This window comes from Rhizobium sp. Pop5 (assembly GCF_024721175.1).
In the GTDB taxonomy this organism is placed as follows: Bacteria; Pseudomonadota; Alphaproteobacteria; order Rhizobiales; family Rhizobiaceae; genus Rhizobium.
The window spans coordinates 1,042,958-1,055,138 of sequence record NZ_CP099399.1; the positions used below are offsets into that span (position 1 = coordinate 1,042,958).

Below are 12,181 nucleotides of genomic sequence, written 5' to 3' on the forward strand. Positions count from 1 at the left end.
ATTATGCTTCGTCTTCGTCGATGCCGTCAGCTTCCGGATCGAAGAAATCTTCCGGACGCAGCGCGTCTTCGTCGACGCCGTAGATTGCATCGACCGAGGTGAGTTCTTCGCCCTTGGCCTGACGCTCTGCCTCTTCGGCGGAGCGGGCGACGTTCAGCTCGACATGGATCTCGACTTCGGCATGCAGCTGAAGCTCGACCTTGTGCAGGCCGATCGCCTTGATCGGCGTGTTGAGGTGAACTTGGTTGCGGCCGATGTTGAAGCCTTCGGCGGCGAGAACTTCGACGACGTCACGGGCAGCGACCGAGCCGTAGAGCTGGCCGGTTTCGCCGGCGGAACGCACGACGATGAAGGACTTGCCGTCGAGAACGTCGGCGATCTTCCGGGCTTCCGACTTGCGCTCGAGGTTGCGGGCTTCGAGCGTCGCACGCTCGGATTCGAAGCGGGCCTTGTTGGCGGCGTTGGCGCGCAGCGCCTTGCCGAGCGGCAGCAGGTAGTTGCGGGCAAAGCCGTCGCGAACCTTTACGGTTTCGCCCATCTGGCCGAGCTTGGAGATGCGTTCGAGAAGGATGACTTCCATTTCTTTTTCCTTTCTTGTGTCTCAGATTTTCGTGTCGGATTGTTTGGGGGCATCGGCATCTTTCGTCGGGGTCAGCGCGATCGCCTTGCGCGTATCGCTGAGACCCAAAACGAGGATGAGGAGAGCTGGCAGCAACATGAGCATCGAGGCCAGGTAGCAGAGGATGAGGGCCGGTATGCGCCAGTCCTTGCCGCGTGTGCGGAAATGCAGCGAGGCGAAACCGGAGAGCATGAAACCGGCGCCGAAGGTGCCGATCACGGTGGCGCCGACCAGCGCCGGAACGCCGCCGAAGAAGCAGGCGGCAAGTCCTGCCAGGAAGATGAAGATCGAATTGCGGTTCATGCGAAGCGAAGAGGGAATGTCCTCGCGCGGGCGGAGGCCCCTGCCGGATGCCGCGACGATACGCACGGCGCAATAATAAGCTGCGAACAGCATGCCGACCCACATGCCGCCCTGGATCGCGGGCAGCATCAGCAGGATCAGCGACTTGGTCTGCGCGGTCGCTGCCGGATCGGGCATGAATTCCGGCTGCTGCTGTTTGACCGAGGTGATGAGCAGATCGACGATCGGATCGGTAATCTGAGGTCCGTAGCCGATGATCACACCGATGACGATGACGGCGATCGTCACCAGACCACAGAGATGCAGCAGGATATCGGAAAGCGGATACCAGGCGAGCAGATGGTCGGGGCCGCCGAGTTCGGAGGCGGGACGCGCGAGATTGGCGAGATGGCTGAGCCAGCCGGCCGGCAGCAGCGTCACCAGAGTCATGATCAGCGCGAAGGAAGGAGAGATGAAAACCGCGCCGAGAGCTGCCGCCGTGACGACGGCGGAGATAGCGGCGGCATTGCCCCAGCCGAGCCCGACGAGCAGGATCGGCAGCGCCGAGGCCGTATAAAGAAGCGCGCTGAAAAACGACGGCTGCACGCTCGCGCCCAGCACCAGCAGGGCGGCGGTCAATCCGGCGAGTGCGCCGATCAGCAGCGTTCTAAAGTTCGGTCGTTTCAAGGTCGCTGTCCTGCTTCATCAAGCAGTTAGAGGATGTTGCTGAATCGAATTCAGAAACGTCTCAACATGGGTTTTAAGAGTTCCGATCCACGCCCATCGCGGAAGGGAGAAGGGAAGGCACGAATGCCTTCCCTCAACGACGGTCTCGTTCGCCGATCAGGCGACGACGTAGGGCAGCAGGCCGAGGAAACGGGCGCGCTTGATCGCCTGGGCGAGTTCGCGCTGCTTCTTCTGGGAAACGGCCGTGATGCGGGACGGAACGATCTTGCCGCGCTCGGAAATGTAGCGCTGCAGCAGACGTACGTCCTTGTAGTCGATCCGCGGTGCGTTTGCGCCGGAGAACGGGCAGGTCTTGCGACGGCGATGGAACGGGCGGCGGACCGGAGCGGAGGAAGTTTCAGCCATATCTCAAATCTCCCTTATGCACGATCTTCGCGCGGACGGCGCGGACGGTCTTCACGGTCGCCGAAGCCACCTTCGCGCGGCGGACGCGGGCCGCGGTCGCCGAACTCGCGGCGCGGGCCGCGGTCGCCGCCTTCACGCGGGCCGCGGTCGTCGCGGTCGCGCTTCTGCATCATGGCAGACGGGCCTTCTTCGTGCTTCTCGACGGCGATGGTCATGTAGCGAAGAACGTCTTCGCTGATGCGCATCTGACGTTCCATTTCCTGGATCGCAGCAGCCGGTGCATCGATGTCCAGCAGGGCGTAGTGAGCCTTGCGGTTCTTCTTGATGCGGTAGGTGAGGGACTTGAGGCCCCAGTTCTCGATACGCCCGACTTTACCGCCGTTAGCTTCGATCACGCCCTTGTACTGTTCTACGAGGGCATCGACCTGCTGAGCGGAAATATCCTGCCGGGCAAGGAATACATGTTCATAAAGAGCCATGACAGCTTTGCCTTTCTTGCGTTTGGTTCAACCCGATATTCGGCGGCTAAGCCTCAACGACTGCTCCTGATTGGGCGGGCCCAGGCAAGAAAAGCGTTTCCGAGACGGTCGAGAGCGGAGACACGGGAGGCTGGAACGCTTCCGTTCCGAACGATTTGCAAAATGCAAACCGGCCCTCCGTTCAGCCACCAGCCAGAAGACCGGGTTAACGAACAGGCGCGCTTATACGGATTTTTCGGGGAAAGGCAAGCGCAATCGGACAGTCGAGCCCGACGCAGGCCGAGGGCCGGCATCGGGCGCATGAAAAGAAAAAGCGGTCAAAGCGGCAGCGGATACTGTCGATGCACCTTGGCGATCTCCGCCAGGACGTCATCCGAAAGCGTCAGGTCGGCCGCGCCGATATCGACCTTCAACTGCTCCATCGAGGTCGCGCCGATGATGGCAGAGGCCATGAAAGGCCTCGAAAGGCAGAAGGAGAGCGCCATTGCCGCCGGGTCGAGGCCGTATTTGCGGGCGATCTCCAGATAGGCCTTGGTCGCCGGCTCCTGCAGTGGCTGCAGGCGGCCGCCAATATCGTGGTTGATCGAGCCGCGCGAACCCTTCGGCCTGACGCCGTCGACATATTTGCCGGTCAGGATGCCGCCGGCGAGCGGCGAATAGGCGAGCAGCCCGACATCCTCGTGATGCGAGAGCTCGGCAAGATCGAGGTCGAAGTGGCGGTAGAGCAGATTATATTCGTTCTGGACGCTGGCAACACGCGGCAGGCCCTTCTGTTCGGAGAGCGTCAGATATTTCTGGATGCCCCAAGTGGTTTCGTTGGAAAGGCCGATCGCGCGGATCTTGCCTTCCTTCACCAGTGCGCCGAGCGTTTCCAGGATGTCGAGCATGTTGGCAACGGCCTTCTCGCGATCCTGGTTGAAGGGATTGTAGCTCCAGTTCTGGCGGAAATGGAAATGGCCGCGGTTCGGCCAGTGGATCTGATAGAGGTCGACATAATCCGTCTTCAGCCGCGTCAGGCTGGCCTCCAGCGCCAGGCGGATATTCTTTGCGTCAGCACCTTCGCCGCCGCGCAGATAGTCGCGGCCGCGGCCGGCGACCTTGGTGGCGAGCACGATATCCCCGCGCTTGCCTGATTTATTAAACCAACTGCCGATATAATCTTCGGTCCGGCCCTGGGTTTCGGCCGAAACCGGAGTGGTCGGGTAAAGTTCGGCTGTGTCGAAGAAATTGACGCCCTTTTCGACAGCGTAATCCATCTGCGCATGAGCATCGGTTTCGCTGTTCTGCGAACCCCAGGTCATGGTGCCAAGGCAAATTTCTGAAACGGAGATGTCGGTGCGGCCTAGTGAATTGTACTTCATGGAAAACCCCGGTGCGGTCGTGAGGCGGAAGCCTTGGGAGGGACCGCGCAAATCTAGGTCGGATTTGGCGGAGCGCAAGAGCAAAACCGGGCTTTCAGGACGGCGTGAAAGACCTGGCTGGCAATCCCCGAGCTCGCCAGCCTCTTGCCTCCCGCCTGGCCGGGATCGATAGCAATATCTCACCAAAGGATATGATTGGCGCCTCCGCAGGCACTCCAGGCCCGAATCCACGGTTCCAGGGGAGCTGTTTCTCCCGCGACCGCGTGACGGGCAAAGAGTACCAACATCAGGCATATTAAAAAAAGAAGCACCGCGCCGAAGAATCTGTCCGATCCGGAGGGATCGGGAAGCTTCCGACGAAACGCATTCCGCAATCGGGACAAATGGCTGAACATGCATCTCTCCATGAAATCCGAATGTCGGTAGTCATCGGCTGCAATAGATCGTCACTCGCATTCGAGCTGCGGCCTGCGGAAGCTCGTGACGTACCAACGGGTCCCGGAGGAACGCACGAAGAATGTATAGAAGCACTCCGTCTCTTTGACGTAGCCGGGCGATTGGGAGATTTCGTAGCGTTCGCCATGGCGCGTTTGACGGATTTCTCCATTGGTGGTGCCCGTCACCGCCTCCGTGTTGATGCGCCGCCACTGGAAGGCTCGCTGATCGACACCGAGTTCAATGACGTTGTCGGGCGGCCCATAGTCCAGTATCACCGCATCCACCGGTCCTCCGACGTAGTTTTTCATGATTTGCGATGCACAGCTTGCCAGCAGCGCGATGGCTGCCAAGGTGAGAAAAGAAGGCATTGGACGTGTTTTCATAGGCACAGCGGCGGCTCCAGTTGGTTTTAACGCTCGCTACGAGGCGAAAATTACGAGCGCATTACCAATGGAGGAGACCTCTGCGATTGACGCCTATTGCGTGCGGCTGCCTAAAAGGAGTGCTGCCGGCCGGCACCCAATCCGCCGATCTCGAGGCGCACTCGGAAACCGCCGTCGGTATCGGCAAACAGCAGCCGCCCGAGATGAAGCTCGGCCGCTTTCTGTGCCAGGTTGAGCCCCAGCCCTGCGCCGGACGAGTGGGTATTCAGCCGATAGAAGGGTTCCAGCACGCGCACGCGCTCCGCGGCAGGGATGCCAGGCCCTTCATCGGAGACATCGATGAAGCCTCGCCCGTCGACCGTGACCGCGATCGTGCCCTTGTAGCCTGAATGATCGACCGCATTGCGGATCAGGTTGGTGACCGCAAGCTCTATCGTCGAGGGATAGATCATGAAGAGTGCCTCGGCGGGAGCCGGCTCGAAGAAGAAATCGTAACCCGCGTCGATGACGCCAGGCGCGAGATCGGCCGCGATCCGTCCGGCAAGCTGGTTCAGGTCAACCATCTGGGCGGTTCGAGAATCAGCGCCAATAGCCTGCATGTCGAGCAATTGATGCGCGACCCTGGAAAGACGGTCGATATCTTGCAGCAGCTGGCGACTGTCCGCGCTTTCAGGCAAAAGGTCTGCTCGCGTTCGGACGATGGCGATCGGTGTGCGCAATTCGTGGGCGGCATCCGCCAGAAAACGGCTATGCTTGTTATAGCCGTGATCAAGCTTTGAAAGCGTGTGATTGAAGGCGTCGACAAGCGGAATGATCTCGCTCGGAACTTTCGAAACATCGAGGTGGGTCGATCGTGTTTCGAACTCGATCGTCTTTGCCTGGTTTGCCGTGTCGACGAGACCCGTCAGGGAGCGGCCGATCGAATAGGGTGTGACGATCAGCGTTGCCGCACCTGTGACCAACAGGATCGGAACCACGAGGATCGCCAGAATGGCACCGGTTGCCGGAACAACGCCTAGCCAGAACATTTCTGCATCCCCGCCACTCTCTGGAAGATCGATATCGAGATTGATCCAGATGTTGACGTCCTGGTTTTTCGCGCCGATGCGGTCGGTCGATGTAACAAACTGAAGGCGACCGATCGGCGTATCGCGATTGCCGACCGCTACATGCTTGGTCGGGCCATCCTTTAACGTTGCTCCGTCAATGGACATCGGGAAGATTTCGCTCAGCAGCTCCTTTGGAAATGCGCCGCGCTGGTAGATATTGTTTCTTTCATCCCTGACGATGAACCACAAATCCGGATACCGACGTGTCAACTCGGCAAGCTCCGGCGCCTCGATGACGTTGAGCGTACCGTCGGCTTTGCGTTCCACGTGCTCTGCAAGGACGCGGATGACCGATTCATTGGTATCTTCAAGTTCCGGGTCGATGATCCAGACCCAGCCCGCGAGCAGCACGAAGAAGAACACCAGAAGACATGCCTGAAGGCCGATCAGACGCCGTGTCAGTATCCATTTGAGCGAGCGGCTCTTGCGCAGTCTCATGTGCTTACCCGAAGCAGATATCCGATGTTGCGGACAGCGCGAATTTCGACCGATGCGCCGGCAAGGCTGAGCTTGCGGCGGATTCGCGACACGTGCACATCAAGCGCGTTCGACTCGATCTGATCGTCGATGGTGTAAACGGCGTTGACGAGCATCGAGCGCGTGACGATGCGGTTTGCACGCCGGATCAAGGCCTCGACCACAAGATACTCGCGTCGGGCCAGATCGATGAAATCGCCCGCAACGGCAACTTCGCTGCTGCGCGGATCAAGCGTCAGATTGCCGAGGGAAAAACGTTCGGCGGAAACGGTTGGCGAACGCCGTTGCAGCGCGCGCAATCGCGCCAGCAGTTCTTCGATCGCAAAGGGTTTGCTGAGATAATCGTCGGCGCCGCCGTCGAGCCCCTCGACACGATGATCGACGCCGCCAAGTGCCGTCAGCATCAGGACCGGAGCGGTAATTTTCTGGAAGCGAAGCACGGGGATGAGATCGAGGCCTTCGCCGTCCGGCAAGCGACGATCCAGCACGAGCACGTCATAGACCCCGACCCGCGCCATCAGTTCGGCATCAGCGACGGTGCGCACATGGTCGACGATAATATCGCGGCGGCTGAGCGCTTCGATCAGCGCTGCCGCCATTTCGCGCTCGTCCTCGAGTAACAATATACGCAATGCATGCCTCCGGATCTCATGCCATTTCCCACCCACCCAGTGACGTGGCAAAGATTACCCTTAGATTACAAAAGCCGAACGATCGGGTTCGCGTCACGCCCGCATTTGGCAATACTTGTCCTTTGGATGTCGCACGAGATCCGTCGCCATGGAATTGTCCCTCGTCAATCGCGCTGCCAAAAACGGGCTATCCGGAACGCCATTAGGCTGAAGCGATTGCCCTGAGACAGAGCGGGCCGCCACTTGACTCTGCCGGAAAGAATGGCAATTGGAGGCGAAATAGCCTTGAGAGGCGCAATCAGGGATACCAGAATGACCATCGCTTTTACTTTTCCCGGCCAGGGCAGTCAGGCCGTCGGCATGGGCAAGGATCTCGCCGAAAATTTCGCGGAAGCCCGCGCGGTTTTCCAAGAGGTCGACGAGGCACTCGGTGAAAAGCTTTCGGACGTCATGTTCAACGGTCCCGAGGACACGCTGACCCTGACGGCGAACGCCCAGCCGGCGCTGATGGCCGTCTCGATTGCCGTTGTTCGTGTCCTCGAGGCCAAGGGACTGGATCTGAAGTCCAAGGTCGCCTATGTCGCCGGCCACTCGCTCGGCGAATATTCCGCGCTGTGCGCTGCCGGAACCTTTTCCCTCGCTGATACCGCCCGGCTCCTGCGCATTCGCGGCAATGCCATGCAGGCGGCCGTCCCCGTCGGCGTTGGCGCGATGGCCGCGATCATCGGCCTCGAACATGCCGATGTCGTCGCTGTCTGTGAGGAGGCGGCCGCCACCGGCGCCTGCCAGATCGCCAACGACAATGGCGGCGGCCAGATCGTGATCTCAGGCGAGAAGGCGGCTGTCGAGAAGGCTGCCGGTCTTGCGACCGACAAGGGCGCCAAGCGCGCTATCCTGCTACCGGTTTCGGCTCCGTTCCATTCGACGCTGATGGCTCCTGCCGCCGACGCCATGCGTGAAGCACTGGCCGGCGTTAAGAAGGCCGATCCGGCCGTTCCTGTCATCGCCAACGTTCGTGCAGCTCCGGTCACCAGTGCCGAGGAGATCGCCGCGCTTCTCGTCGAGCAGGTCACCGGTCAGGTCCGCTGGCGCGAGACGGTGGAATGGTTTGCCGCAAATGGCGTGACGACGCTTTATGAACTCGGCTCCGGCAAGGTGCTGACCGGCCTTGCTCGTCGCATCGACAAGACGATCAACGGCATCTCCGTCGGCGGTCCGGCGGATATCGACGCGGCCGTCGCCGCCCTCATGGCCTGATTGGCATCACCACAATAAGGAACGTTTCCATGTTCGATCTTTCCGGCCGCAAGGCACTCGTGACAGGCGCATCAGGCGGCATCGGCGAGGAAATCGCCCGCCTTCTTCATAAGCAGGGCGCCATCGTCGGCCTGCACGGCACCCGCGTCGAGAAGCTGGAAGCGCTGGCGGCCGAGCTCGGCGAGCGCGTCAAGATCTTCCCTGCGAACCTCTCCGACCGTGACGAGGTCAAGGCGCTCGGCCAGAAGGCCGAGGCCGATCTCGAAGGCGTCGATATCCTCGTCAACAATGCCGGCATCACCAAGGACGGGCTCTTCGTGCGCATGAGCGACGAGGACTGGGATGCCGTTCTCGAGGTGAACCTGACCGCCACCTTCCGCCTGACGCGCGAACTGACGCATCCGATGATGCGCCGCCGCTACGGCCGCATCATCAACATCACTTCCGTCGTCGGCGTCACCGGCAATCCGGGCCAAGCCAACTACTGCGCTTCCAAGGCGGGCATGATCGGCTTCACCAAGTCGCTGGCGCAGGAGATCGCCACCCGCAATGTGACGGTCAATTGCGTCGCGCCGGGTTTCATCGAAAGCGCCATGACCGGCAAGCTGAACGACAAGCAAAAGGAAGCGATCATGGGGGCGATCCCGATGAGGCGCATGGGCACGGGTGGTGAGGTCGCTTCGGCCGTTGCCTATCTCGCCTCCTCCGAGGCCGCCTATATGACCGGTCAGACGCTGCACGTAAACGGCGGCATGGCGATGATCTGAAACGACAAACTGTCGGCATGGGAATAATTTCCGCCAATAGCATGTTGAGCAATCACGAACCGTTGATTTTCTGGCTTTGCGGCGGACATAAAGCATGTTAAGCGGGCCATGACTGTGAACAGTCGTCCCGAGAAAGCAGACGGACCGGCGGGCTTTTCGCAAGCCTGGGACATCTCTGAAGCCGGGTAAACGAGTTTGCCGAGGATGTCTGAAAACATCGCAGGCTGAAACAGGGTAGGGGTGCCGCAATGGCACTCTGATCAGGACATAAGGTCGAGGAAACCGACATGAGCGATATCGCAGAACGCGTAAAGAAAATTGTTATTGATCATCTTGGCGTCGATGCCGACAAGGTCGTCGAGAGCGCCAGCTTTATCGACGATCTGGGCGCTGACTCGCTCGACACGGTCGAACTTGTCATGGCTTTCGAAGAAGAATTCGGCGTCGAAATTCCTGACGACGCTGCCGACTCGATCCTGACGGTCGGAGATGCCGTGAAGTTTATCGAGAAGGCCCAGGCCTGATCCTATGCATTTGAGAAAGGGCGGGCCTGGAGTCCGCCCTTTTCTTATCTGCATATTTCTCCATAGAACATAAGAGACGGGGGAAAGCACGCGATGAGACGTGTCGTCATCACCGGTACCGGCATGGTATCACCCTTGGGATGCGGAACAGAGGTGACGTGGTCCCGGCTGCTTGCCGGACAGAACGGCGCCCGCCTCGTGACCGAATTCGAGGTCGATGACCTTCCCGCCAAGATCGCCTGCCGTATCCCGCTCGGTGACGGTACTGAAGGCACCTTCAATGCCGATCAGTGGATGGAGCCGAAGGAGCAGCGCAAAGTCGATCCCTTCATTATCTACGGCATGGCCGCCGCCGACATGGCGCTTGCCGATGCCGGCTGGCATCCCGAGACCGATGAGGATCAGATCGCAACCGGCGTGCTGATCGGCTCCGGCATCGGCGGCATCGAAGGCATCGTCGAGGCGGGTTACACCCTGCGCGACAAGGGCCCGCGTCGCATCTCTCCCTTCTTCATTCCCGGCCGCCTGATCAATCTCGTTTCCGGCCAGGTCTCGATCCGCCACAAGCTGCGCGGACCCAATCATTCGGTCGTCACGGCCTGTTCTACGGGCGCGCACGCGATCGGCGATGCCGCGCGGCTGATCGCGCTTGGTGACGCCGACGTCATGGTTGCCGGCGGCACGGAATCTCCCGTCAGCCGTATTTCGCTGGCAGGTTTTGCTGCTTGCAAGGCGCTGTCGACCCAGCACAACGACGACCCGCAGAAGGCTTCCCGTCCCTATGACCGCGACCGCGACGGCTTCGTCATGGGCGAGGGTGCCGGCATTGTCGTGCTTGAGGAACTCGAGCACGCCAAGGCGCGCGGCGCCAAGATCTATGCCGAAATCGTCGGCTACGGCCTGTCGGGCGATGCCTATCACATCACGGCACCCTCCGAAGACGGCGAGGGCGCCGGCCGCTGCATGGCGATGGCGCTGAAGCGCGCCGGGCTGACGCCGGCCGATATCGACTACATCAACGCCCATGGCACTTCGACCATGGCCGACACGATCGAACTCGGCGCTGTCGAGCGGCTGGTCGGCAACGCAGCGTCGAAAATCTCCATGTCGTCGACCAAGTCTGCGACAGGACATCTTCTCGGCGCTGCCGGCGCCATCGAAGCGATCTTCACCACGCTCGCCATCCGCGACAACATCGCGCCGCCGACGCTCAATCTCGACAATCCCGAACGCGAGACGGCGATCGATCTTGTTCCGCACAAGGCGCGTGAGCGAGAAATCAACGTGGCGCTGTCCAACTCGTTCGGATTTGGCGGCACGAACGCATCGCTCGTGCTGCGTCGTTACGCCTGACGAAGCGCCATAGGCGGCGAACGGAACCCTGTCCGCGGCGTAACAGGGATTCCGTGCGCGGTATGGCGGGACATGCGAAAGCGTGGTGAGTGCCCGGCGCATTGAGCGTCGGCAAGACCTGCTTTTGCCGCATTGCTTCGCGAAATAGCGAAGTGAGGGCCAAGTTTTAGAGGATTGCCGGTGAGCGATACGACGAACCAGAGCAACGATGCGCAGGGGCAAAAGGGACCGATCATCCCGAAATCGCCAAATGAAGCCCTGCGTCCTGAGCGCGTCCCGGAACCACCGAAGCGCTCCAAGAATGCCCGCAGCCAGGTCGTTCTTTTCCTGAATTTCATCATGACGATGGCGGTTCTGGTCTGCATCGTAGCCGTCATCGGCTTCTATTACGCCACATCCACCTATCAGAGCCCCGGTCCGCTGCAGACCAACACCAATTTCATCGTCCGCAATGGCGCCGGTCTGGCCGAAATCGCCTCGAACCTCGAGCGCAACGCGATCATCAGCGATGCCCGCATCTTCCGCTATCTCACGGCAACGCATCTTTCCGCCGGTGAGAGCCTGAAGGCCGGCGAATACGAGATCAAAGCGAAAGCCTCTATGAGCGATATCATGGAGCTCCTGAAATCGGGCAAGTCCATTCTTTATTCCGTTTCCTTTCCCGAGGGCCTGACGGTCCGCCAGATGTTCGACCGCATGCTGCAGGATCCGGTTCTAGAAGGCGATCTGCCGGCGGCACTCCCGGCCGAGGGCAGCCTGCGCCCGGACACCTATAAATTCTCGCGCGGCACCAAGCGCTCGGAAATCATCGATCAGATGGCAGCGGCGCAGCTGAAGCTCGTGGAGCAGATCTGGGACAAGCGCGATTCTTCACTGCCGCTGCGATCCAAAGAGGAATTCGTGACGCTTGCTTCGATCGTCGAAAAAGAAACCGGCGTTGCCGATGAGCGTGCCCATGTCGCCTCGGTTTTCCTCAATCGCCTTGGCAAGGGCATGCGCCTGCAGTCGGACCCGACGATCATCTATGGGCTCTTCGGCGGCGAGGGCAAACCGGCCGACCGGCCGATCTACCAGTCCGACCTGAAGCGGGACACGCCTTATAACACCTATGTCATCAAGGGCCTGCCGCCGACGCCGATCGCCAATCCCGGCAAGGATGCGCTGGAAGCCGTCGCCAATCCCTGGAAGACGCAGGATCTCTATTTCGTCGCCGACGGCACCGGCGGCCATGTTTTCGCTGCGACACTCGAAGAGCACAATACCAACGTCAAGCGCTGGCGTAAGCTCGAGGCAGACAAGGGCTCCGACCCGAACATTGCCGTCGACGGCCAACCTGAAGAACAGCCGGCGGACAATGGTACCACTACCGTGCCGCCGAAGAAAAAGAAGATCAACTGAGAGATTTCGG

General features: G+C 60.4%; 13 protein-coding genes. 5 read left to right on the plus strand and 8 right to left on the minus strand.

What is annotated here, in order from left to right; all coding sequences use genetic code 11:
* Position 1: 1 nt before the first annotated feature.
* The 8 genes from rplI to NE852_RS07325 form a co-directional block, all read right to left on the minus strand.
* Positions 2 to 580, minus strand: coding sequence for a 50S ribosomal protein L9 (gene rplI, locus NE852_RS07290; protein WP_008522381.1), 579 nt, complete (start codon positions 578 to 580; stop codon positions 2 to 4).
* A 21-nt stretch (positions 581 to 601) separates the two neighbouring features.
* Positions 602 to 1,588 (minus strand): DUF2232 domain-containing protein, encoded by a 987-nt coding sequence (locus NE852_RS07295; RefSeq protein ID WP_258156347.1) that lies wholly within the window; start codon positions 1,586 to 1,588, stop codon positions 602 to 604.
* 156 nt (positions 1,589 to 1,744) lie between these two features.
* Positions 1,745 to 1,993, minus strand: a complete 249-nt coding sequence (gene rpsR / locus NE852_RS07300; protein WP_125846826.1) for a 30S ribosomal protein S18 — start codon at positions 1,991 to 1,993, stop codon at positions 1,745 to 1,747.
* A 14-nt stretch (positions 1,994 to 2,007) separates the two neighbouring features.
* Positions 2,008 to 2,472, minus strand: coding sequence for a 30S ribosomal protein S6 (gene rpsF, locus NE852_RS07305; protein ID WP_008522366.1), 465 nt, complete (start codon positions 2,470 to 2,472; stop codon positions 2,008 to 2,010).
* A gap of 317 nt (positions 2,473 to 2,789) precedes the next feature.
* Entirely contained in the window at positions 2,790 to 3,833 is a 1,044-nt protein-coding gene (locus tag NE852_RS07310) for an aldo/keto reductase (RefSeq protein ID WP_008522364.1), read from the minus strand.
* 446 nt (positions 3,834 to 4,279) lie between these two features.
* On the minus strand, positions 4,280 to 4,639 hold the full coding sequence (locus NE852_RS07315) for a hypothetical protein (RefSeq protein WP_008522362.1): 360 nt from the start codon (positions 4,637 to 4,639) through the stop codon (positions 4,280 to 4,282).
* A gap of 125 nt (positions 4,640 to 4,764) precedes the next feature.
* Positions 4,765 to 6,201 (minus strand): HAMP domain-containing sensor histidine kinase, encoded by a 1,437-nt coding sequence (locus tag NE852_RS07320; RefSeq protein WP_008522360.1) that lies wholly within the window; start codon positions 6,199 to 6,201, stop codon positions 4,765 to 4,767.
* Positions 6,198 to 6,872 carry a response regulator transcription factor gene (locus tag NE852_RS07325; protein WP_037170574.1) on the minus strand — a complete coding sequence of 225 codons (675 nt, stop codon included), beginning with the start codon at positions 6,870 to 6,872 and terminating at the stop codon, positions 6,198 to 6,200. Before NE852_RS07325 ends, NE852_RS07320 begins: the two co-directional genes overlap by 4 nt.
* Before the next feature lie 312 nt (positions 6,873 to 7,184).
* Here NE852_RS07325 and fabD point away from each other — a divergent pair, with 312 nt between their 5' ends.
* The 5 genes from fabD (at position 7,185) to mltG (ending at position 12,171) form a co-directional block, all read left to right on the plus strand.
* Entirely contained in the window at positions 7,185 to 8,129 is a 945-nt protein-coding gene (gene fabD, locus NE852_RS07330; protein ID WP_008522358.1) for an ACP S-malonyltransferase, read from the plus strand.
* 29 nt (positions 8,130 to 8,158) lie between these two features.
* Positions 8,159 to 8,896, plus strand: a complete 738-nt coding sequence (gene fabG, locus NE852_RS07335) for a 3-oxoacyl-[acyl-carrier-protein] reductase (protein WP_008522356.1) — start codon at positions 8,159 to 8,161, stop codon at positions 8,894 to 8,896.
* A 287-nt stretch (positions 8,897 to 9,183) separates the two neighbouring features.
* Positions 9,184 to 9,420 (plus strand): acyl carrier protein, encoded by a 237-nt coding sequence (locus NE852_RS07340; RefSeq protein ID WP_003547058.1) that lies wholly within the window; start codon positions 9,184 to 9,186, stop codon positions 9,418 to 9,420.
* A gap of 93 nt (positions 9,421 to 9,513) precedes the next feature.
* Positions 9,514 to 10,773, plus strand: a complete 1,260-nt coding sequence (gene fabF / locus NE852_RS07345) for a beta-ketoacyl-ACP synthase II (protein ID WP_008522344.1) — start codon at positions 9,514 to 9,516, stop codon at positions 10,771 to 10,773.
* A gap of 180 nt (positions 10,774 to 10,953) precedes the next feature.
* A complete protein-coding gene (mltG, locus tag NE852_RS07350) occupies positions 10,954 to 12,171 on the plus strand; it encodes an endolytic transglycosylase MltG (protein ID WP_008522342.1) in 1,218 nt (405 codons plus the stop codon).
* Positions 12,172 to 12,181: the final 10 nt, after the last annotated feature.